Annotated in this window: 2 protein-coding genes; both read right to left on the reverse strand. The window is 76.2% G+C overall.

What is annotated here, in order from left to right:
• Nucleotides 1-12: 12 nt before the first annotated feature.
• Nucleotides 13-10992, reverse strand: coding sequence for a type I polyketide synthase (locus tag OOK41_RS24790; protein WP_266266886.1), 10980 nt, complete (start codon nucleotides 10990-10992; stop codon nucleotides 13-15).
• Between the two features lie 47 nt (nucleotides 10993-11039).
• Nucleotides 11040-25358, reverse strand: a complete 14319-nt coding sequence (locus tag OOK41_RS24795) for a type I polyketide synthase (protein ID WP_266266887.1) — start codon at nucleotides 25356-25358, stop codon at nucleotides 11040-11042.
• Nucleotides 25359-25401: the final 43 nt, after the last annotated feature.

A 25401-nucleotide genomic window follows, 5' to 3' on the forward strand; every position in this document is an offset into this window, starting at 1 on the left:
AACTCGGTCATCTCAGGAGATTCCAAACTCTTTGCTGATGAAGTCGAAGATCTCGTCGTCGCTGGCCGAGTCGAGATCGGGCCGGTCCTCGGCGGCGGCGGGCCCGGCGGCCACGTCGGACGCCTTGGCGAGCAGGTCCTGCATCCGGGCGGTGAACCGGTCCCGGGCCACCGGATCGAGCGGGATGGAGTTGAGCAGGCTCTCGACGGTGTCGATGCCCTGGAAGATGGGCTGCGTGGAGGGCGCCTCGTCGGCGGCGATCTCGCTGGTCAGCTTCTCGGCGAGCGCGGTCGGCGTCGGGTAGTCGAAGACCAGCGTCGCCGGCAGCCGCAGCCCGGACAGGGCGTTGAGCCGGTTGCGCAGGTCCACGGCGGTGAGCGAGTCGAAGCCCAGGTCGGTGAAGAGCCGGCCGGGGTCGACCGCGTCGGCGCTGGCGTGGCCGAGGACGGCGGCGATGTTCGCCCGGACCACGTCGAGCACCACCTTCAGCCGCTCCGGGCCGGCCAGTCCGGCCAGCCGCTGGCCGAGCGACACCCCGCCGGCGCGGGCGCCGGTGGCGTCGACGGAGCGCCGCAGCGGCACCCGGACCAGGGCGCGGAGCATCGGCGCGAGGGCGCCGGACTCCGCCTGCGCCCGCAGCGTCGGAACGTCCAGCCGCATCGGTACGACCACCGCCGCGTCCAGCCGCCAGGCGGCGTCGAAGAGGTCCAGCGCCTGCGCGGTGGCCAGGCCGGCGGCGCCCTGCTCGGTGATGCGCCGCACGTCGGCGTCGGCGAGGTGACCGGTCATGCCGCTGGCCTGCTCCCACAGGCCCCACGCGAGGGAGACGCCGGCGAGGCCCCGGGCCCGCCGGTGCGCGGCGAGGGCGTCGAGAAAGGCGTTGGCCGCCGCGTAGTTGGACTGGCCGGCGCTGCCCAGCGTGGCCGCCGCCGAGGAGAACAGCACGAACGCCGCGAGGCCGAGCCCCTCGGTGAGCCGGTGCAGGTGCCAGGCCGCGTCGATCTTCGGCACGGCCACCGCGTCGACGCGGTCGGGGGTCATCGACTCCAGCACCCCGTCGTCGAGGACGCCGGCGGCGTGCACCACGGCGGTGAGCGGGTGCGCGGCGGGGATCCCGGCGAGCAGCGCCGCCAGGGCGTACGGGTCGGCGGCGTCGCAGGCGGCGACGGTCACCTCCGTACCGTGGCCGGCGAGATCGGCGACCAGGTCGCCGATCCCCTCCGCCGAGGCGCCCCGCCGGCCGGCGAGCAGCAGGTGCCGCACGCCGTGGGTGGTGGCGAGGTGACGGGCCAGGATCCGGCCGAGCACGCCGGTGCCGCCGGTGATCAGCACGGTGCCGTCGGGGTCGATGCCGCCGGGCAGCGGCTCCGTCCCGGTCGGGACCCGCCCGAGGCGCGGGGTGCGGACCTGTCCGGCCCGCACGGCGAGCTGCGGCTCGCCGGAGGCGATCGCGGCGGCCAGCGCGGCGCGGCTGTCCGGCTCGTCGTCGAGGTCGATCAGCTGCAACCGGTCGGGGTGTTCGAGCTGGGCGGTGCGCAGCAGACCCCACACCGGGGCCTGCCGCAGGTTGATTGCCGGCTGCTCCCCCGCCGCGATCGCGTCGCGGGTGACCAGGACGAGCCGGGACCCGGCGAACCGGTCGTCGGCGAGCCAGGTCCGCAACGCGGCGAGGGTACGGTGCGCCGTGGCCCGCGTCTGGGTGGCGAGGACCGGGCCCACCTCGTCGTCGTCGGGGCCGCCGACCGGGACGACGACCGCCTCGGGCGCCGGCTCGCCCCCGGCGAGCAGCTTGCCGAGGGAGTCCAGGTCGATGTCGGTACGCACCCGCGCGCCCGCCGACTCGCAGGCTGCGCTGAGGGCGAGGTCGTCGCCGCCGAGCACCACCCAGCGGGTGGCCGCCGGCACCGGGCCGGTGGGCACCGGCAGCGCCGGCCAGTCCACCTGGAACAGCGACTCGTGCCGGCCGGAGCGGGCCGCGCCGAGGGAGTCGCCGGAGACCCGCCGCATGATCAGCGAGTCGACGTGCAGCACCGGCGCGCCGGTGGCGTCGGCCACCTGGAAGGCCACCCCGACCTCGCCGGCCGCGGCGACCCGCACCCGCAGGGCGGTGGCCCCGGCGGCGAGCAGGGAGACCCCGGTCCAGGCGAACGGCAGCCGGGGCACGGTGGCGTCGGCGCCGTCGCCCATCCGGCCGAGGAAGCCGCCGATCGACATGGCCTGCAACGCGCCGTCGAGCAGCGCCGGGTGCACGCCGAACCGGCCCGCCTCGGCGTGGTGGTCGGCGGGCAGTTCCACCTCGGCGAAGACCTCGTCGCCGCGGGTCCAGGCGGCGCGCAGGCCGCGGAACGCCGGGCCGTACCCGAAGACGGTCGCCTCGATGCCCGAGTAGAAGTCGTCGGACTCGACGCGGGTCGCGCCGGGCGGCGGCCACACCCCCAGGTCGAAGGCGGGCGCGTCGGCCGACTGCGGGGCGAGTAGGCCGGTGGCGTGGCAGGTCCAGGCCACGTCGGCGAGGATCTCGTCCGAGCCGTCCCGGTAGGGCCGGGAGTAGAGCTGCACGCCGCGCCGGCCGTCGTCGTCCCGGTCGCCGACCATCAGCTGCACCTGGAGCGCGCCGAGTTCGGGCAGGACCAGCGGGGCGAGCAGGGTCAGCTCCTCCACGGTCGGGCAGCCGGCCTGCTCGCCGGCGTACGTCGCCAGCTCCACGAACGCGGTGCCGGGCAGCAGGATGTTGTTCATCACCCGGTGCTCGCCGAGCCACGGGTGGGTACGCACCGACAGCCGCCCGGTGAACACCATCCGCTCGCTGTCGGGGAAGGTGAGGGTGGCGCTGAGCAACGGGTGCCCGGCGTCCTGGAGGCCGGCGGAGGCGACGTCCTGCACCCGGTGCACGGGCGGGTCGACCCAGAACCGCTGGTGCTCGAAGGCGTACGTGGGCAGCGGCACGACGTCGGTCCCGGCGAGCACGCTCGTCAGGTCGACGGGCAGGCCGATCGCGTGCGCGGCAGCCAGATTCGTCAACAACCGGGTCGGATCGTCGTCCCCCCGCCGCAGGCTGCCCAACGTGTGCCCGGCCACCCCGGCGTCGTCGAGGATCGCCGTCACCGGCATCGTCAACACCGGATGCGGACTGATCTCCACAAACGTCGAGTGCCCCGCCGCGATGGCCACCCGCACCGCCGCGTCGAACTGCACCGTCTGCCGCAGGTTGTCGTACCAGTAGTCCGCGCCCATCGACGTCGGGTCCACCCAGTCCCCGGTCAACGTCGACACGAGACGGGTGTGACCGGCCCGCGGGGTGACGTCGGCCAGGTCGGCGCGAAGCTGCTCCGCGACCTCCTGCACCGACACCGAATGCGACGCGTAGTCCACCGGGATGAGCCTGGCCCGAATGCCGTCATCGGTGCACGCCTGCACGAGATCGGCCACCGGCTGCGGCGGCCCCGACACCACCACCGTGGCCGGACCGTTCACCGCCGCCACCCCGACCCCCGGGAAACCCGGCAGACGCTCGGCGACCGCGTCGGCGGACAGGTCCACCGACGCCATCGTCCCCGTACCCCGCAGCACAGACAGGGCCCGGGAGCGCAGGGCGACGGTCCGCGCCGCGTCGTCCAGCGACAGGATGCCGGCCACGCACGCCGCACCGATCTCACCCTGCGAGTGGCCGATAACGGCCTGCGGGGACACGCCCGCGTGCTGCCACACCGCCGCGATCGCGATTCCGACGGCCCACAGCACCGGCTGGACGACCTCGACCCGGTCCAACCACGACTCGTCATCACCGGTGAGCACCGCGACGAGATCCACGTCCAGGTACGGGGTCAACGCCCGCTGGCACTCCGCCAGCTTCGCGTCGAACACCGGCGTACGACCCACCAGACCGGCGGCCATCCCCGCCGACTGCGCACCCTGACCCGGGAACACGAACACCGGACCCGCACCGTGACCCGAGGCCACACCCGAGACGACGTTACCCGCCGGGGCACCCGCACCCAGGGCGTCCAGACCAGCCAGCAACTCCTCGACCGTCGACCCGACCACGGCGGCCCGCTGGTCGAACGCCGACCGGGTGGCGGCCAGGGACCAGCCCACCGCCGCCGGGTCGAGGCCGTCACGCTCCCGCACGTACGACGCCAGGCGGGCGGCCTGACCGGCGAGGGCGGCCCTCGACCGGGCCGACACCGGCCACACCGTCACGTCCGAGTCGATCATCCCCGGGGCCCTGGTCCGGGCGGCGACCGGCTCCGCCGGCGCGTCGTCGGCCTGCTCGATGATCACGTGCGCGTTGGTGCCGGAGATGCCGAACGACGACACCGCCGCCCGGCGCGGCCGGTCGACGGCCGGCCACGGGGTGGCCTCGGTGACCAGCGCGACGGCGCCCGCCGCCCAGTCGATGTGCGGGGACGGCTCGTCGACGTGCAGGGTGGCGGGCACGATCCCGTGCCGGATGGCCTGCACGACCTTGATCACCCCGGCGACGCCGGCGGCGGCCTGGGCGTGGCCGATGTTCGACTTGATCGAGCCGAGCAGCAGCGGCCGGTCGGCGGGCCGGTCCTGGCCGTACGTGGCCAGCAGCGCCTGCGCCTCGATCGGGTCACCGAGGGTGGTGCCGGTGCCGTGCGCCTCGACCACGTCCACGTCGGCGGTGGTGAGCCCGGCGGTGGCCAGGGCCTGCCGGATCACCCGCTGCTGGGACGGGCCGTTGGGGGCGGTGAGGCCGTTGGACGCGCCGTCGGAGTTGATGGCGGAGCCGCGGACCACGGCGAGGACCTGGCGGCCCTGCCGGCGGGCGTCGGAGAGCCGCTGCACGAGGAGCATGCCGACGCCCTCGGACCAGCCGGTCCCGTCGGCCGACGCGGCGAACGACTTGCACCGCCCGTCGGTGGCGAGGCCGCGCTGCCGGGAGAACTCGACGAACGCGGTCGGGGTGGCCATCACCATCACACCGCCGGCGAGGGCCATGTCGCACTCGCCGCGCCGCAGCGCCTGGCCCGCCCAGTGCAGGGCGACCAGGGACGACGAGCAGGCGGTGTCGAGGGAGACGGCGGGCCCCTCCAGGCCGAACGTGTACGCGACCCGCCCGGAGATGACGCTGCTGGTCATCCCGGTCAGCATGTAGCCCTCGGCGGCCTCCGGCGAGTACGCCAGCAGCGAGCCGTAGTCCTGGCCGCTGGTGCCGACGAACACGCCGGTGCTGCTGCCCCGCACGGTGGCCGGGTCGATCCCGGCGGACTCGAACGACTCCCAGGTGGTCTCCAGCAGCAGCCGCTGCTGCGGGTCCATGGCCAGCGCCTCGCGGGGGCTGATGCCGAAGAAGCCGGGGTCGAACCGGTCGACGCCGCCCAGGAAGCCGCCGCCCCGGGCGTAGAAGGTGCCGCTGGCGTCCGGGTCGGGGCTGTAGAGGGTGTCGAGGTCCCAGCCCCGGTCGGTGGGCAGGTCGGTGATCGCGTCGACGCCGTCGGCGACGAGCCGCCACAGGTCGTCGGGCGACCACACCCCGCCCGGCAGCCGGCAGGCCATGCCGATGATCGCGAGGGGCTCGTCGTCGCCGACGGCCACGGTGCTGGTCGTGGGCCGGACCGGGACGGGGGTGCCGGCGATCTCCGTGCCGAGGTGGACGGCCAGGTCGTGCGGGCTCGGGTAGTCGAAGACGAGGGTGGCCGGCAGTCGCATGCCGAACGCGTTGTTGAGCCGGTTGCGCATCTCCACGGCGGTGAGCGAGTCGAAGCCGAACTCGCTGAACGCCCGGCGCGGCTCGATCGCGGCCGGGTCGGGGTAGCCGAGCACGGCGGCGGCCTGGCCCCGGACGATCTCGACGAGCGCGGTGACCCGGTCGGCGTCGCCGAGCGCGGCGAGCTGCTGGACCAGGGACGCCCCGGTGCCGGCCGCGGCGGCGGCGCGGGCGGGGGTGCGGATCAGCGCCCGGTACAGCGGCGGGATGGTGCCGCCGGCGAACTGCGCCTTCATCGCGGCGAGGTCGAGGCGGGCGGGGACGAGCGCGGCGTCGGGGGTGCGGCAGGCGGCGTCGAAGAGGGCCAGGCCCTCCTCCGCCTCCATGGCGGCGACGCCGGAGCGGGAGATCCGGTTGAGGTGGACGTCGTCCAGCTCGGTGGTCATGCCGCTGCGGTCGGCCCACAGACCCCAGGCGAGGGTGAGGGCGGCGAGGCCGCGCGCCTTTCGGTGCTGGGCCAGCCCGTCGAGGAACGCGTTGGCGGCGGCGTAGTTGCCCTGGCCGGGGCCGCCGGCGGTGGCCGCGAGGGACGAGTACGAGACGAACGCCTTCAGGTCGAGGCCGACGGTCAGCTCGTGCAGGTTCCAGGCGGCGTCGACCTTGGGCCGCAGCACGCCGTCCATCCGCTCGGGGGTGAGCGAGGAGATGACGCCGTCGTCGCGTACCCCGGCGGCGTGGATGACGGCGGTGAGCGGGTGCTCCGCCGGGATGCCGGCGAGCAGCTCGGCCACCGCGGCCCGGTCGGCGACGTCGCAGGCGGCGACGGTGACGGTCGCGCCGAGCGCCTCCAGGTCGGCGCAGAGTTCGGCGACGCCGCCGGCGGACCGGCCGCGCCGACTGGTGAGGATCAGGTGCCGGACGCCGTGCACGGTCACCAGGTGCCGGCTCATGAGCTGGCCGAGGGTGCCGGTGGCACCGGTGATCAGCACGGTCCCGTCCCCGTCGAACGGGGCGGCGGGCGGCTCCGCGAGGGCCGGCACACGGGTGAGCCGGGACCCGGCGGCGACGCCGGAGCGGATCACGACCTGCGGCTCGTCGGTGCCCACGGCCGCGACCAGGGCGGCGGCGCAGCCGGCCACGTCGTCGACGTCGACCAGCACGAACCGGTCGGGGTTCTCCGACTGGGCGGAGCGGAGCAGGCCGATGACGGCCGCGCCGGCCAGGTCGGTCAGGTCGGCGTCGGTGGCGGTGGCGACGGCGCCCCGGGTGAGCACGACCAGCCGGGAGTCCGCGTACCGGTCGTCGGCGAGGAACTGCTGGAGCATGGCGAGGACCCGGTGGGTGACCTCGGCGACGACCCGGGGCACGTCGGCCGACGCGGGCGGGTCGAGCAACGGCACGACCAGCACGGCGGGCGCGTCCGCGCCCTCGTCGAGCGCGGCGGCCAGGGCGGTCAGGTCGGGGTACGCCGCGACGGCCGTACCAGTGGCGGCGACGGCGTCGGTGAGGCCGGCGGCGTCGCCGACGACCGCCCAGCCGGCGGTCGACGGGCCGGCGGGCAGGGCGAGCGGGGCCCACTCGATCCGGAACAGCGACTCGGTGCCGCCACCCCCGGCGACCCGGAGCTGGTCGGCGGAGACGGGCCGCAGCACGAGGGAACCGACGGAGATGATCGGCGCGCCGGTGACGTCGGCGAGCAGCAGGGAGACGCTGTCGGTGCCGGTGTGCGAGACGCGGACCCGGGCCGCCGCCGCGCCGGCCGCGTGCAGGGCGACGTCGTTCCAGGAGAACGGCAGCCGGCCGTAGCCGGGCGGCATGTCCGCGCCGGACGGCTCGCCGGCGGGCGTGGTGAGGCCGAGGGTGTGCAGGGCCGCGTCGAGCAGCGCCGGGTGCAGGCCGTACCCGCCGGCCTCGGCGGCCGGGGTCTCGGGCAGGGCCAGCTCGGCGAACAGCTCCTCGCCGCGCCGCCAGGCGGAGCGCAGCGCGATGAAGGACGGGCCGTAGTCGTAGCCCTGGGCGGCGAGGTTCAGGTACAGGTCGTCGGTGCCGACCTCGGTGGCGCCGGGGGGCGGCCAGGCGGTCAGGTCGGACCAGCCCTGCGGGCCGCCCGGGGTCGCCGGTCCGCCGGCCAGCACACCGCTGGCGTTGCGGGTCCAGGGCCGCTCGCCGGTGCCCTCGGCGGGCTCGCCGTCCGCGGCGGAGTGCAGGGAGACGGTCCGGCAGCCGGTCTCGTCGGCCGGGCCGATCCAGAGCTGGATGTCGACGCCGCCGGTCTCCGGCAGGATCAGCGGCGACTCCAGGGTCAGCTCGCGGACGTGGTCCGCGCCGACGTGCGCGCCGGCCTGGAGGGCCAGCTCGACGAAGCCGGTGCCGGGCAGCAGCACGGTGTCGAAGACGACGTGGTCGGAGATCCACGGGTGGGTGCGCCGGGCCAGCCGACCGGTGAACAGGAAGCCCTCGGCGTGCGCGACGCCGACGGCGGCGCCGAGCAGCGGGTGCTGGGCGGGGCGCAGGCCGACGGCGGTGACGTCACCGGTCCACCCGGCGCCGGCCTCCGGCCAGTACCGCTGGTGCTGGAACGCGTACGTCGGCAGGTCGACCCGCCGCGCGCCGGTGTCGGCGAACCACGGCTGCCAGGTGACGGGGACGCCGTGCGCGTGCAGCTCGGCCAGGCCGGCCAGCAGGGCGTGGGCCTCGGGCCGGTCCTTGCGCTGGGTGGCGACGGCGAGCACGTCCTCGTCGCCGGGCAGGAGGTCACCGGCCATCGCGGTCAGGACGCTCTGCGGGCCGATCTCCAGGAAGGTGACCGCGCCGGCCGCCCGCAGGGCGGTGACCCCGTCGGCGAAGCGGACCGCCTCCCGGACGTGGCGCACCCAGTACTCGGGGGTGCGGATGTCCTCGGCGGCGGCGAGCGCGCCGGTCAGGTTCGACACCACCGGCAGCGTCGGCGCGGCGAACGTCAGCGTGTCCAGGACGGCCCGGAACCCGGCGAGCATCGGCTCCATCAGCGGGCTGTGGAAGGCGTGGCTGACGGTCAGCCGGCGGGTGCGGACGCCCCGGTCCCGCCACGCCCGCTCGACCTCGTCGAGGGCGTCGGCCGCGCCGGACACGACGACGGCCGACGGGCTGTTGACGGCGGCGATGCCGACCCGGTCGGTCAGCCCGGCCAGGCTGGCCGCCACGTCCGCCTCCGGCGCGGCCACGGCCAGCATGCCGCCGCCGGCCGGCAGCGCCTGCATCAGCCGGCCCCGCGCGGCCACCAGGGCGCACGCGTCGGCCAGGGACAGCACGCCGGCCACGTGGGCGGCGGTGATCTCGCCGATCGAGTGGCCGCCGACCAGGTCCGGCGCGATCCCGAACGACTCGACGAGCCGGAACAGCGCCACCTCGACGGCGAACAGGCCGGCCTGGGTGAACACGGTCTGGTCCAGCAGCTCCGCCTCGGCCGTGCCCGGCTCGGCGAACAGCACCGGCTTCAGCGGCTGCGGCAGCAGCGGATCCAGCCCGACGCACACCTCGTCCAGCACGGTGGCGAACCCGGGGAAGTATCCGTACAGCTCCCGTCCCATGCCGGCGCGTTGCGCGCCCTGGCCGGAGAACAGCACCGCGAGCGGGCCCCGGTCGGCCGCCTGGCCGGTGACCACCGCGCCCGACGGTTCCCCCGCCGCCAGCGCCCGCAGCCCGGCGACCAGGTCGTCGCGGCCGGTCGCCAGCACCACGGCGCGGCTGTCCAGGGCGGACCGGGAGGTGACCGACGAGAAGGCCACGTCGAGCGGGCGCAGGTCCGGGTCGGCGGCCAGCCACGCGGCCCAGCGGCCGGCCTGCGCGGCGAGCGCCGCGGCGTCCCGGGCCGACACCGGCACCGGCACGACCGGCCGCTCGACGGCCGGCGCGGCGTCGGCCGGCGCGGCGTCGGCCGGCGCGGCCTCGACGGCGGGGGCCTGCTCGACGATGATGTGCGCGTTGGTGCCGGAGACCCCGAACGACGACACCGCGGAGCGGCGCGGCCGGTCCACCGCCGGCCACGGGGTGGTCTCGGTGACCAGCTCGACGGCACCGGCGTCCCAGTCCACCTGGGGGGTCGGGGCGTCCACGTGCAGGGTGGGCGGGACGACGCCGTGCCGCATCGCCAGCACCATCTTGATCACCCCGGCGACGCCGGCGGCGGCCTGGGTGTGCCCGAGGTTCGACTTCACCGAGCCGAGCAGCAGCGGGGCCGAGTCGCCCCGGTCCTGCCCGTACGTGGCCAGCAGCGCCTGCGCCTCGATCGGGTCGCCGAGCCGGGTGCCGGTGCCGTGCGCCTCGACCACGTCCACCCCGCCGGCGGCGAGGCCGGCGTTGGCCAGCGCCTGCTGGATCACCCGCTGCTGGGACGGCCCGTTGGGGGCGCTCAGGCCGTTGGACGCGCCGTCCTGGTTGACGGCGCTGCCCCGCACCACGGCGAGGATCGGGTGGCCGTTGCGCTGGGCGTCCGACAGCCGCTCCAGCAGCAGCACGCCGACGCCCTCGGACCAGGAGGTGCCGTCGGCGGCGGCGGCGAACGCCTTGCACCGGCCGTCCTCGGCGAGGCCGCCCTGCCGGGAGAACTCGACGAAGGCGGCCGGCGTGCACATGGCGGTGACCCCGGCGACGATGGCCAGGGTGCACTCCCGCTGGCGCAGCGCCTGGCCGGCGAGGTGCAGCGCGACCAGGGAGGACGAGCAGGCGGTGTCGATGGTGACCGCCGGGCCCTCCAGCCCGAAGGTGTAGGAGATCCGGCCGGAGACGACACTGCCGGCGTTGCCGGTCATCAGGTGGCCTTCCAGGCCCTGCGCGGCGCCCATCAGCACGCCGCCGTAGTCCTGGCCGGTGCTGCCGGCGAAGACGCCGGTGCGACTGCCGCGCAGCGAGTGCGGGTCGATGCCGGCCCGCTCCAGGACCTCCCAGGAGGCCTCCAGCAGCCACCGCTGCTGCGGGTCCATCGCCAGGGCCTCCCGGGGGGAGATGGCGAAGAAGCCCGGGTCGAAGTCGGCCAGGTCGGGCACGAAGCCGCCCTGCCGGGTGTACGAGGTGCCGGCCCGCTCGGGGTCGGTGTCGTACAGCGAGCCGAGGTCCCAGCCCCGGTCGGCCGGGAAGTCGGTGATCACGTCCCGGCCGGACGCGACGACCTCCCACAGGTCCTCCGGCGTCCGCACCCCGCCGGGGAAGCGGCAGCTCATGGAGACGATGGCGACCGGTTCCTGCTCGCCGGCCTCCACCTCGCGCAGGCGTTGCCGCACCTGGTGCAGGTCGGCGGTGACCCGCTTGAGGTAGTCGAGAAGCTTCGCCTCGTCAGCCATGGACCGCGCACTCCTTGTGTTGACCCGTCGACGCAGCAGCGATCACGTCAGGACACCCCCAGCTCCCGGTCGATGAAGTCGAAGACCTCGTCCGGCGTGGCGTCCTGGAGCTTCTCGGCGACGGTGTCCCCGCCGCCGCCCGCCGGGGCGTCGTCCTCGTTGAGGGAGGCGAGCAGCGCCCGCAGCCGCTCGGTGATCCGAATCCGGGCGCTGCGGTCCGGCGCCGAGCCGGTGAGCGCCGCTTCCAACCTGTCCAGTTCGCCGAAGACCGGCGCGACACCGACCACCCCGCCGTCGACGATCGCCGCCCGGACGTACTCGGCGAGGCCGGCGGCGGTCGGGTAGTCGAAGACGACCGTTGCGGGCAGCCGGACGCCGGTGGCCGCGGCCAGCCGGTTGCGCAGTTCCACCGCGGTCAGCGAGTCGAAGCCGAGTTCCCGGAAGGCCCGGTCCGGTTCGACGGCGTCCATCGAGGCGTGCCCGAGCACGGCGGCGGCCTGGCCGCGTACCAGTTCCAGCAGGGTCTTGCGCCGCTCGGCGTCGGTCTGCCCGGCGAGCAGGGCGGCCAGCGACTCGGGGGACGCCCCGGAGTCGTCGGCCCGCTCGGCGACGGCCCGCTGCGCCTCGGCGACGCCCCCGAGCAGCGGGCTGGGCCGGACGGCGACGAACCCCGGCACGTACCGGGCCCAGTCGATGGCCGCGACCAGCGTGGCCGGTTCGCGCCGCGCCACGCACCGCTCCAGGGCGGCGAGGGCGGGCGCGGTGTCGAGGCGGGCCACGCCGGTACGGCGGCGGCGCTCCTCCACGGCCGGGTCGGTGGCGGCCATCCCGCCGGCCGCCCAGGGACCCCAGGCGACCGAGGCGGCCGGCAGCCCCTGCCGGTGCCGCTGCTCGGCGAGGGCGTCGAGGTACGCGTTCGCGGCGGCGTAGCTGCCCTGGCCGGCGGCGCCGAGCTGGCCCGCCATCGCGGAGAACAGCACGAACGTGCGCAGCTCTCGGTCGACGGTCAGCTCGTGCAGGTGCAGTGCGCCGAGCACCTTGGGACGTAGCACGGTGGCGATCCGGTCGGCGGTGAGGCCGTCCAGGACCCCGTCGTCGAGGACGCCCGCCGCGTGCACGACACCGGTCAGCGGCGCGTCGGCGGGCACGTCGTCGAGCAGCTTCGCCAGCGCGGCCCGGTCGGCCACGTCGCAGGCCGCGACGGTGACCCGGGTGCCCGCCTCGGTCAGTTCCCGGACCAGTTCGGTGGCGCCGGGCGCGTCCGCGCCCCGGCGGCTGACCAGCAGCAGGTGCTCGGCGCCCCGGGCGGCCAGCCAGCGGGCCACCTCCGCGCCGAGCGCGCCGGTGCCGCCGGTGACCAGCGTGGTGCCCGGGTGGTCGGGCGCGTCGGCGGCGGGGGCGCCGGCGGGGGCCCGGACCAGCCGGCGGACGAGGACGGTGGCCCCGTCGACCGCGAGCTGGTCCTCACCGTCGAGGCCGGCGAGGGCGGCGCAGAGCAGGTCCCAGCCGTGGTCGTCGAGGGTGGCCGGCACGTCGACCAGGCCGCCCCAGCGCTCGGGGTGTTCCAGGGCGACGACCCGGCCGAGGCCCCAGAGCAGCGACTGCTCCGGCCGGTCGACGGTCCCGCCCCGGGTGGTGCCGGCGGCGCCCCGGGTGACGCACCACAGCGGCGCGGACACGTCGAGGTCGCCGAGGGCCTGGATCAGGGCCAGCGAGCGGGCGAGGAACGGCGGCACCGGCTGGGTGTCGTCGACCGCGCCGTCGGCGAGGGCGAGCAGCGACAGGACGCCGTCCGCCGGGGCGGTGTCCCCGTCGGCGGTGCGGGTGGCGGCGGTCAGGTGCTCGGCGACGGCGGCCCGGTCGGCCAGCCGTTCGGGCAGCACCACCAGCCGGGCTTCGGCGCCCCGGCGGGTCAGCTCGGCGACCGCCGTCTCGCCGTCGGCCGCGTGCCGTTCGTCGGCGACGACCCACCAGGCGCCGGGGAGGAAGCTCACGGGCGTCCCGGTGTACGGCTGCCAGACGCTGCGGTAGCGCCAGTCGTCGAGGGTGGACCGTTCGCGCTGCTGGCGCCGCCAGGAGGCGAGCACCGGCAGGGCCGCGCCCAGCCGTTCGAGGGACTCGGTGGCGCTCTGCGCGGTGAGTTCCGCGAGCGCGGAGAGGTCCTCCCGCTCGACGGCGGCCCAGAACGCGGAGTCGACGCCGGTGGGCGCGTCGTCCTGCCCGGGTTGTCCGGCGGCGGCGGTCGGCCAGAACCGGTCCCGGTCGAAGGCGTACGTGGGCAGCGGCACCACGTCGGTCCCGGCGAGCACGCTCGTCAGGTCGACGGGCAGGCCGATCGCGTGCGCGGCAGCCAGATTCGTCAACAACCGGGTCGGATCGTCGTCCCCCCGCCGCAGGCTGCCCAACGTGTGCCCGGCCACCCCGGCGTCGTCCAGGATCGCCGTCACCGGCATCGTCAACACCGGATGCGGACTGATCTCCACAAACGTCGAGTGCCCCGCCGCGATGGCCACCCGCACCGCCGCGTCGAACTGCACCGTCCGCCGCAGGTTGTCGTACCAGTAGTCCGCGCCCATCGACGTCGGGTCCACCCAGTCCCCGGTCAACGTCGACACGAGACGGGTGTGACCGGCCCGCGGGGTGACGTCGGCCAGGTCGGCGCGAAGCTGCTCCGCGACCTCCTGCACCGACACCGAATGCGACGCGTAGTCCACCGGGATGAGCCTGGCCCGAATGCCGTCATCGGTGCACGCCTGCACGAGATCGGCCACCGGCTGCGGCGGCCCCGACACCACCACCGTGGCCGGACCGTTCACCGCCGCCACCCCGACCCCCGGGAAACCCGGCAGACGCTCGGCGACCGCGTCGGCGGACAGGTCCACCGACGCCATCGTCCCCGTACCCCGCAGCACAGACAGGGCCCGGGAGCGCAGGGCGACGGTCCGCGCCGCGTCCTCCAGCGACAGGATGCCGGCCACGCACGCCGCACCGATCTCACCCTGCGAGTGGCCGATAACGGCCTGCGGGGACACGCCCGCGTGCTGCCACACCGCCGCCAACGCGATCCCGACGGCCCACAGCACCGGCTGGACCACCTCGACCCGGTCCAACCACGACTCGTCCTCACCCGTCAGGACGGAAACGAGATCCACATCCAGGTACGGGGACAGTGCCCGCTGACACTCCGCCAACCGCGCGTCGAACGCCGGGGTCCGGCCCACCAGACCAGCCGCCATCCGCGCCGACTGCGCACCCTGACCCGGGAACACGAACACCGGGCCGGCACCCGAACCCGCCGCCACCCCGGAAACCACGTTCCCCGCCGGGGAACCCGCACCCAGGGCGTCCAGACCGGCCAGCAACTCCTCGACCGTCGACCCGACCACGGCGGCCCGCTGGTCGAAGACCGCACGGGTGGTGGCCAGGGACCACGCCACCGCCGGGGCATCGAGGCCGTCGTGGGCGCGGACGTACCGGGCCAGGCGGGCGGCCTGGCCGGACAGGGCGGCCCGCGACCGGGCCGACACCGGCCACACCGTCGCACCCGAGGCGACCAGCCCCGGGCCCGACCCGGACCCGACCGGCTCCTCGACCGCCTGCTCGGCGGGCGGGTCCTCGGGCAGTTCGATGATCACGTGCGCGTTGGTGCCGGAGATGCCGAACGACGACACCGCCGCCCGGCGCGGCCGGTCCACTCCCGGCCAGGGGCGGGACTCGGTGACCAGCTCCACCGCGCCCGACGACCAGTCGATGTGCGGCGATGGCTCGTCGACGTGCAGGGTCGCCGGGACGACGCCCTCCTGCATGGCCAGCACCATCTTGATGACGCCGGCGACGCCGGCCGCCGCCTGGGTGTGCCCGATGTTGGACTTCACCGAGCCCAGCAGCAGCGGCGCGGCGTCGCCCCGCTCCCGGCCGTAGGTGGCCAGCAGCGCCTGCGCCTCGATCGGGTCACCCAGCGTGGTGCCGGTGCCGTGCGCCTCGACCACGTCCACGTCCGCCGTGGACAGCCGCGCCGACGCGAGGGCCTGCCGGATCACCCGCTGCTGCGACGGACCGTTCGGCGCCGTCAGACCATTGCTGGCACCGTCCTGGTTGACCGCGCTACCCCGCACGATCGCCAGGACCCGGTGCCCGTTGCGCCGCGCGTCGGCAAGCCGCTCCACCAGCAGCACGCCGACACCCTCACCCCAGCCCGTACCGTCCGCGCCCGCCGCGAACGCCTTGCACCGCCCGTCGGCGGCCAGTCCCCGCTGCCGGGAGAACTCCACGAACAGCCCCGGCGTCGCCATCACCGTCACGCCGCCCGCGAACGCCAGGTCACACTCGCCCCGGCGCAGCGACTGCACCGCCAGGTGCAACGCCACCAGCGACGACGAACACGCCGTGTCCACCGACACCGCCGGCCCCTCCAACCCCAACGCGTACGCCACCCGACCCGACACCACACTCGCCGCATTCCCCGTCCCCGCGAACCCCTCCACCTCATCCGCAGCAGACACCATCAACAGGGCCCCATAGTCCTGACCATTCGTCCCCACGAACACCCCTGTTCGCGAACCCCGCAACCCCGCCGGATCAACCCCTGCCCGCTCCACCACCTCCCACGACGCCTCCAACAACAACCGCTGCTGCGGATCCATCGCCAACGCCTCACGCGGCGAGATGCCGAAGAACCCCGCGTCGAAATCCGCCGCCTCGTACAGGAATGCCCCGCTGCGGACGTAGGAGGTGCCGGTGGAATAGGGGTCGGGGTCGTACAGGCGCTCGACGTCCCAGCCCCGGTCGCCGGGCAGGTCGGAGACGGCGTCCCGGCCGGCGTGCAGCATCTGCCAGAACCGCTCCGGGTCGGTCGCGCCGCCGGGGAACCGGCAGGACATGGCGACGATGGCCACCGGCTCGTCGTCGCCGAGCGGGACGGGGGCGGTCTCCACCGGGGCCTCGGCCCCGCCGCCCAGTTCCTCGTGCAGGTGCCGGGCGAGCGCGGTCGCGGTGGGGTAGTCGAAGACCAGGGTCACCGGTAGGCGCAGCCCGGTGGCGGTGGCGAGCCGGTTGCGCAGCTCCACGGCGGTCACCGAGTCGAAGCCGAGGTCCCGGAACGCGTGGTGCGGGTCGACGGCCTGGCCGCCGTCGTACTTGAGGACGGTGGCCGCCTGGTCGCGGACCAGGTCGAGCAGCGCCTGCTGGCGCTCGGCGGCGCTCATCCGGGTGAACGCCCCGGCCGGGCTGGCCTCCTCCGCCTCCTTCGCCTCGACGAGGCCCTTGGTGGCCGCAAGGCGCTGCGCCTCGGGGATCTCGGCGATCAGCGGCCCGGGCCGGGTGGCGGTGAACGCCACGTAGAACCGGTCCCAGGCGATGTTGGAGATGGTCAGGAACGTCTCGTCGTGCTCGACGGCCTGGTGCAGCGCGGCGACGGCGAGCCGGGGGTGCATCTCGGGCGCGCCGTGGCGGTGCAGCATCCGGCCGAAGTCGCCCTCGGCCATGCCGCCGCCACCCCAGGCGCCCCAGCCGATGGAGGTGGCGGGCAGGCCGAGGCCGCGCCGGTGCTCGGCGAGGGCGTTGAGGAACGCGTTGCCGGGGGCGTAGTTGCCGACGCCGGAGCTGCCGACGGTCCCGGCCATCGAGGAGAACAGGACGAACGCGTCGAGGTTCCGGTCGCGGGTCAGCTCGTGCAGGTTCAGCGCGGCGGTGACCTTGGCGCTGAGCGCGTAGTCGACCTGTTCCAGGGTGAGCGAGTTGATCACCGAGTCGTCGAGGACGGCGGCGGTGTGCACGACGGTGGTCAGCGGGTGCTCGGCGGGCACGTCGGCGATGACGGCGGCGAGCGCGTCGCGGTCGGCGGCGTCGCAGGCGGCCACGGTGACCCGGGCGCCGAGGCCGACCAGCTCGGCCTCCAGCTCGGCGATCCCCTCGGCCTGCCGGCCGCGCCGGCTCAGCAGCACCAGGTGGGACGCGCCGTTGGCGGCGAGCCAGCGGGCCATGTGCCCGCCGAGGGCCCCGGTTCCGCCGGTGACCAGGGCGGTGCCGGAGGGCCGCCAGGTGCGGGTGGCGGGGGTGTCGCCGAGCGGGGCGCGCAGCAGCCGGCGGCCGAACGCGCCGACCCGGCGCAGCGCCACCTGGTCCTCCCCGTCGACGCCGGTGAGGACGCGGACCAGCCGCCGGCCGGCGGCGTCGTCCAGCTCGTCGGGCAGGTCGACGAGGCCGCCCCAGCGGTCGGGGTGTTCCAGGGCGGCGACCCGGCCGAAGCCCCAGGCGAGCTGCTGCACCGGGTGCGGCAGCGGGTCGGCGGGGTCGGTGGAGACGGCGCCGCAGGTCAGCGTCCACAGCGGGGCGCGGACGCCGGCGTCGCCGAGGGCCTGGGTGAGGGTGACCGTGCCGGCGAAGCCGACCGGCGCGGACGGGTGCGCCGGGGCGGGCGTCTCGTCGAGCGCGAGCAGCGACACGATCCCGGCGACCGGCCCCGCCGCGGCGAGGTCGCGCAGCCGGTCGGCGAGGGCGGCGCGGTCCGTCCGCTCGGCGGCCAGGGTCAGGGGTACGACGGTGCCGCCGCGGCGGTCGAGGGCGTCCCGACAGAACGCGGCCTGCTCGACGGCGGTGTCGTCGGGGCCGGTGACCAGCCACCAGGTGCCGGCGGCGGTGGGCTCGCCGGTCCCGTCGACGGGGACGGGCAGCCACGCGTCGCGGTACCGCCAGGAGTCCACGGTGGCCTGGTCACGGTGCCGGCGGCGCCAGGCGGCGAGGACCGGCAGCACGTCGGCGACGGCCGCCTCGGGCAGCGGGTCGGCCGCGTCGGCGGCGAGTTCGGCGGCGAGGGCGTTGAGGTCCTCGGCCTCGACGGCGGCCCAGAACCGGGCGTCGACCTCGTCGACCTCGACCGGGCCGGCGGAGGCGGACGGGGCGGACGCCGGGGCCGGCTGCGGCCAGTACACCTGCCGCTGGAACGGGTACGTGGGCAGGTCGCGGCGGCGCGCGGCGAGCCCGGCGAACGCGGGCCGCCAGTCGACGGGCGTACCCCCGGCGTAGACCTCGGCCGCGGCGCGGAGGAACCGGCCGAGGCCGCCCTCGTTGCGGCGCAGCGTGCCGGTGACGGTCACCGCGCCCGGATCGGCGGCGGCCAGCTCGACGCTCTCCTGCACGGCCATGGTGAGCACCGGGTGGGCGCTGACCTCGACGAAGGTCTGGTAGCCGGCGGTGACCAGGCTGCGCACGGCGTCGTCGAAGCGGACGGTCTGCCGCAGGTTGCGGTACCAGTAGTCGGCGTCGAGGCCGGCGGTGTCGAGCCAGTCGCCCTCCACCGTGGACCGGAACCGGATCTCGCTGGTGCGCGGCGTCAGCCCGGCGAGGAGTTCCAGGAGCTGCTCGCGCAGCGGCTCGACGTGCGCGGAGTGCGAGGCGTAGTCGACGGGGATCCGGCGGACCCGCACCTCGCGGGACTCGTAGTGGGCGACGAGTTCGTCGAGGGCTGCGCTGTCGCCGGAGACGACGACGGAGGTGGGCCCGTTGACGGCGGCGAGGGCGACCCGGCCGTCCCAGCGGGCGATGGTGCCGGTGGCCTCGTCGGCGGTGGTGGCGACGGAGACCATCCCGCCGTCCCCGGCGATGCCGGCGATGATCCGGCTGCGCAGGGCGACCACGGCCGCCGCGTCGTCGAGGGTGAGGGCGCCGGCGACGTGCGCGGCGGCGATCTCGCCCTGCGAGTGGCCGACGACGGCGGCCGGGCGGACGCCGTACGACTGCCAGAGCGCGGCGAGGGAGACGCCGACCGCGAACAGGGTGGGCTGCACGACGTCGACCCGGTCCAGGGAGGGGGCGTCGGGCCCGCCGCGCACCACGTCGGTCGGCGACCAGTCGACGTACGGGCGCAGCGCCTCGGCGCAGGCGGCGAACTTCTCGGCGAAGACGGGGGCAGTGTCGAGCAGCTCGGCGGCCATGCCGATCCACTGGGAGCCCTGGCCGGGGAAGACGAAGGCGACCTCGCCCGGCGTACCGGCTGGTCGGGTGACGGTCTGCGGGTCGGGCCGGCCGTCGGCGAGCGCGCCCAGCGCGGCGGTCAGGCCCGCCCGGTCGGCGGCGAAGACGACGGCCCGGTGGTCCTGGGACGCCCGGGTGGCCACCAGCGACCAGCCGACGTCGGCGAGCGTGGCGTCGGCAGGCCCGGCGTCGGCGAGGGCGGCGAGGTGGGCGGTCAGGTCGCGGGCGCGGGCGGCGAGGGCGGCGGCGGTGCGCCCGGACAGCACCCAGGGCAGTTCCCCGGTCGGGGCGCCGGTCGGCCCGCCGGCGGCCGGGGCGGGCTCGTCGGCGGGGGCCTGTTCGAGGATGGTGTGCACGTTGGTGCCGCTGATGCCGAACGAGGAGATCCCGGCGCGGCGGACGCCGTCGGCCGGTTCCCAGGGGCGGGCGGCGGTGAGCAGCTCGACGCTGCCGGCGGACCAGTCGACGTGCGGGGTGGGCTCGTCCACGTGCAGGGTGGGCGGCAGCACCCCGTGCCGCATGGCGAGGACCATCTTGATCACGCCGGCGACGCCGGCGGCGGCCTGGGTGTGGCCGATGTTCGACTTGATCGAGCCGAGCCACAGCGGCCGGCCGGCGGGACGCTCGTGGCCGTACGTGGCGATGAGCGCCTGCGCCTCGATCGGGTCGCCGAGGGTGGTGCCGGTGCCGTGCGCCTCGACGGCGTCGACCTGGTCGGCGGTGAGCCGGGCGTTGGCCAGGGCCTGCCGGATGACCCGCTGCTGCGCGGGGCCGTTGGGGGCGGTGAGCCCGTTGGACGCGCCGTCCTGGTTGACGGCGCTGCCCCGGACGACGGCGAGGACCGGGTTGCCGTCGCGGCGGGCGTCGGAGAGCCGCTGGAGGACCAGCAGGCCGACGCCCTCGCCCCAGCCGGTGCCGTCGGCGGCCCCGGCGAACGGCTTGCACCGGCCGTCGGCGGCCAGCCCGCGCTGCCGGGAGAAGCCGACGAAGATGCCGGGGGTGGCCATCACGGTGGCGCCGCCGGCCAGGGCCAGGTCACACTCCCCCGCCTGGAGGGCCTGCGCGGCGAGGTGCATGGCGACCAGCGACGACGAGCAGGCGGTGTCGACGGTGACGGCGGGCCCGTGCAACCCGAAGGAGTACGCGAGCCGGCCGGAGATGACGCTGGCGGAGGTGCCGGTGGCGAGGTAGTTCTCGTCGACGCCCCCGGCGGCCATCAGCAGCGAGCCGTAGTCCTGGCCGTTGGTGCCGACGTACACGCCGGTGCGGCTGCCGCGCAGCGCGGTCGGGTCGATCCGGGCCCGCTCGAACGCCTCCCAGGTGGTCTCCAGCAGCAGCCGCTGCTGAGGGTCCATGGCCAGGGCCTCGCGGGGGCTGATGCCGAAGAAGGCGGGGTCGAACTCGCCGGCCCCGGCGACGAAACCGCCCTCGCGGACGTAGCTGGTGCCGAGGTGCTCGGGGTCGGGGTGGTACAGCTCGGCGATGTTCCAGCCGCGCTCGCCGGGCATCAGGGTCATCGCGTCGGTGCCGCCGGAGACCAGGTCCCACAGTTGCTCGGGCGAGGACACCCCGCCGGGGAAGCGGCAGCTCATCGCGACGATGGCGATCGGCTCGCGGTGCAGGTCGGTGCCGTCGGCGACCACCTCGCCGGGAGCGTGGCCAGCGGTACGGTCGTGCAGGTGAGCGGCCAACTCGGCGACGGTGGGGTGGTCGAAGACGAGGGTCGCGGGCAGGGTCGTGCCCGTCTCGGCGGTGAGCCGGTTGCGCAACTCGACGGCGGTGAGCGAGTCGAAGCCGAGGTCGCGGAAGGTGCGCTCGGGCAGCGGCTGGCCGGCCGGGTAGCCGAGCACCGCGGCGGCCTGGGTGCGGACCAGCTCGGTGAGCTGCGGCAGGGACCGGCCGACGACCACGGCGCGGACGGGGCCGGCGGGCGCGGCGGGCACCCCGGGCAGGGCGGCGATCAGCGGGGTGGGCCGGCCCCAGGAGGCGGCGAGGCGTCCCCAGTCGACGTCGGCGACGGTGAGGGCCGGCTCGGCGGAGTTGACGAGCCGGCCGAGCGCGGTGACCGCCTCGGCGGGGGACAGCGGGTTGACGCCGCCGCGGGTGAGCCGGGCGGTCAGCGCGGCGCTGGCCGCGGCCATCCCGTCGGCGGCCCAGGCGCCCCAGGCGAGCGCGGTGGCGGGCAGCCCCTGACCGCGCCGCCAGGCGGCGAACGCGTCGAGGTACGCGTTGGCCGCCGCGTAGTTGCCCTGGCCGGCGCTGCCGACGACGCCGGCGAGGGAGGAGAAGAGCACGAACGCGTCGAGGTCCCGGCCGGCGGTGGCGTCGTGCAGCACCCGGGCGGCGCGGACCTTGCCGGCGAGGACGGCCTGCATCCGGGCCGCGTCGAGGCCGTCGAGGACGCCGTCGTCGACGATCCCGGCGGTGTGCACGACGGCGGTCAGCCCGGGCAGGCCGGCGACCAGCGCGGCGACGGCGTCGGCGTCGGCCACGTCGCAGGCGACGATGCGGGCGGCGCCCAGCTCGGCCAGCTCCCCGGTCAGCTCGGCGGCGCCGGGAGCGTCCGGGCCCCGGCGGGAGGCGAGCACCACCTCGGCGGCGCCGTTGGCCAGCAGCCACCGGGCGGTGTGCCGGCCCAGCGCGCCGGTGCCGCCGGTGACCAGCACCGTGCCCGACGGCCGCCAGCCGGGGCCGGCGGGCGCGGCGGCCGGGACGAGCCGGCGGCCGAAGGTGCCCTGCGGGCGGATGGCGACCTGGTCGTGGCCGGCGTCGGCGAGGACGGCGAGCAGCGCGTCGCCGGTGCTCCGGTCGAGGCGGTCGGCGGTCCCGCCGGTCGGGTCGGCCCCGCCGGTCCGGGTGCCGTCGGCAGGCCGGTCGGGCAGGTCGATCAGGCCGCCCCAGCGGTCGGGCTGCTCCAGGGCGACGACCCGGCCGAGCCCCCAGGCCGCGGCCGACGCCGGGTCGGCGACCTGCTCAACCCCGCCGACGGCCACCGCGCCCCGGGTGAGGCACCAGAGCCGGCCGTGCAGGCCGGTGTCGGCGAGGGCCTGGGTGAGGGTGAGCAGCAGCGCGGTGCCGGCGGGCACGGCCGGCGCGGCCGGCAGCGTCGCGTCGCCCTCGGGCAGCACGCACACCACCCCGGCCCACCCCGACTCCCCGAACTCCCGCAGCGCCTCGCCCAGCTCGCCCCGCGCCGTGTCGGGGCTGACGACAAGCCGGTCAACGCGCGCCCCCGCCCCGGCCAGCACGCCCGCCACCCCCGACGGCTCCGCGCTATCTTGCGATTCGGGCCCCGACGAGAGCCGCGTAACACCCGTCTCGGGGGCCGCAAGGGCAAGATCGGCGGGGGTGGGGGTGGTGACGATCAGCCAGCGGCCCGTCAGGGCCGGGGCGGGGGTGGGGCGGACCGGTTCCCAGTCGACGCGGTACGACCAGGCGTCCAGGGCGGCGTCGCGGAGGCGGGCCCTGCGCCAGGACGACAGCACGGGCACGGCCGGGGCGAGCGCCTCGACGGCGGCCGGGTCGTCCTGCACGGCGAGGTGGGACGCCACGGCGGGCAGGTCGCCGCGTTCCACGGCCGCCCAGAAGTCGCCCTCCGTGCCGTCGGCCGGCCCGGCCTGGTCGGCGGCGGGGCCGAAATCGGGCCAGTACCGCTGGTGCTGGAAGGCGTACGTGGGCAGGTCGACCCGGGTCGCGCCGGTGTCGGCGAACCACGGCTGCCAGGTGACCGGGACGCCGTGCACGTGCAGCTCGCCGAGGGCGGCGAGCAGGGCTGCGGCCTCGGTCCGGTCCTTACGCTGGGCGGCGACGGCGAGCACGCCCTCGGCGCCGGACAGCGCGTCGGCGGTCATCGCGGTGAGCACGCTGCGCGGCCCGACCTCCAGGAACGTGTCGACGCCCGCGGCGCGCAGCGCCCGCACGCCGTCGGCGTACCGGACTGCCTCGCGGACGTGCCGCACCCAGTAGTCGGCCGTGCGGATCTCGTCGGGATCCGCGAGCGCGCCGGTCAGGTTCGACACCACCGGCAGCGTCGGCGCGGCGAACGTCAGCTTGTCGAGCACGGCGCGGAACCGGGCCAGCATCGGCTCCATCAGCGGGCTGTGGAAGGCGTGGCTGACGGTGAGCCGGCGGGTACGCGCGCCCCGGTCCCGCCAGGCCCGCTCGACCTCGTCGAGGGCCTCGGCGTCGCCCGACACGACGACGGCCGTGGGCCCGTTGACGGCGGCGATCCCGACCCGGTCGGTCAGGCCGGCCAGCGACGCCAGGACGTCGGCCTCGGTCGCGGCGACGGCGAGCATCCCGCCGCCGGCCGGCAGGGCCTGCATCAGCCGGCCCCGGGCGGCGACCAGCGCGCAGGCGTGTTCGAGGGAGAGCACCCCGGCCACGTACGCGGCGGTGATCTCGCCGATCGAGTGACCGCCCACGAAGTCGGGCGCGATCCCGAACGACTCGACGAGCCGGAACAGGGCCACCTCGACGGCGAACAGGCCGGCCTGGGTGAACACGGTCTGGTCCAGCAGCCCGGCCGCCGCCGAACCCGGCGAGGCGAACAGCGCCTCCCGCAGGGGGCGCGGCAGGGCCCGGTCCAGGTGCCCGCACGCCTCGTCGAGGGCGGCGGCGAAGACGGGGAAGGTCTCGTACAGCTCCCGGCCCATCCCGGCGCGCTGCGCGCCCTGGCCGGAGAAGAGGACCGCGAGCTGGCCGCGGGTCGAGCCCGTACCGGTGAGCACGGTGCCGGCCGGCGAGCCGGCCGCGAGGGCCCGCAGCCCGGCGAGCAGGTCGTCCCGGCCGGTGGCGGCGACGACCGCGCGGGTGTCCAGGGCGGACCGGGAGGCGACCGACGAGAAGGCGACGTCGAGGGGGCGCGGGTCGGTGGCGGCGTCCAGCCACCCGGCCCAGCGGCCGGCCTGCGCGGCGAGCGCGGCCCGCGACCGGGCCGACAGCAGCACCGGTACGACCGGACGGTCGGCCGTCGGAGCCGGGGCGTCCTCGCCCGCCTCGGGGGCGGGCGCCTGCTCGACGATGGTGTGCGCGTTGGTGCCGGACACCCCGAACGACGACACCGCCGCCCGGCGGGGCCGGTCCACGGCCGGCCACGGGGTCGCCTCGGTGGCGAGGCTGACGGCCCCGGCGGTCCAGTCGATGTGCGGGGACGGCTGGTCCACGTGCAGGGTGGGCGGGACGATCCCGTGCCGGATGGCCAGCACCATCTTGATCAGCCCGGCGACGCCAGCGGCGGCCTGGGTGTGGCCGATGTTCGACTTGACCGAGCCGAGCAGCAGCGGCGCGGCGTCGCCTCGGTCCTGCCCGTACGTGGTCAGCAGCGCCTGCGCCTCGATCGGGTCGCCGAGCCGGGTGCCGGTGCCGTGCGCCTCCACCACGTCGACCTGTTCGGGGGTGAGCCGGGCGTTGGCCAGCGCCTGCCGGATGACCCGCACCTGGGAGGGGCCGTGCGGGGCGCTCAGCCCGTTGGACGCGCCGTCCTGGTTGACGGCGCTGCCCCGGACCACGGCGAGCACCGGGTACCCGTGGCGCTGGGCCTCGGAGAGGCGGGCGAGCAGCAGCATGCCGATGCCCTCGGACCAGGAGGTGCCGTCCGCGCCGGCGGCGAACGCCTTGCACCGGCCGTCGGCGGCCAGCCCGCGCTGCCGGGAGAAGCCGACGAAGACCGCCGGGGTGGGCATGACCGTCACGCCGCCGGCCAGCGCCAGCTCGCAGTCGCCGTTACGCAGCGCCTGCGCGGCGAGGTGCACGGCGACCAGCGACGACGAGCAGGCGGTGTCGACGGTGACCGCCGGCCCCTCCAGGCCGAGGGTGTACGCGACCCGGCCGGAGATGACGCTGGTGGCGTTGCCGGTGAGCAGGTGCCCCTCGCCGTTCTCGGCCTGGGCCTGGGCCATCATCCCGTCGTAGCCGTGCGACGCGGCCCCGACGAACACGCCGGTACGGCTGCCCCGCACCGCCGGCAGCGGCAGCCCGGCCCGCTCGAACGCCTCCCAGGACGTCTCCAGCAGCAGCCGCTGCTGCGGGTCCATGGCGACGGCCTCGCGGGGCGAGATGCCGAACACGTCGGCGTCGAAGTCGGCGGCGTCGTAGACGAAGCCGCCCTCGGAGACGTAGCTGGTGCCCGGGTGGTCGGGGTCGGGGTGGAACAGCCGGTCGAGGTCCCAGCCCCGGTCGGCGGGGAACGGGCCGATGCCGTCCCCGCCGTCACGGACGAGCTCCCAGAGCTGCTCCGGTGAGGAGACGCCGCCGGGGTAGCGGCAGCTCATCGCCACGATGGCGATGGGCTCCTGCGCCCGGTCCTCCAGCTCGCGCAGCCGCCGCCGGGTGCGCCGCAGCTCCGAGGTCGTACGCTTCAGGTACTCGACGTACTTCTCGTCCTCGTTGCTCACCGTGGACCCACCTCACTCGGCATGCCGTGGTCGTTGCGGCTGG

The organism is Micromonospora sp. NBC_01655 (assembly GCF_026339755.1).
Taxonomy (GTDB): Bacteria; Actinomycetota; Actinomycetes; order Mycobacteriales; family Micromonosporaceae; genus Micromonospora.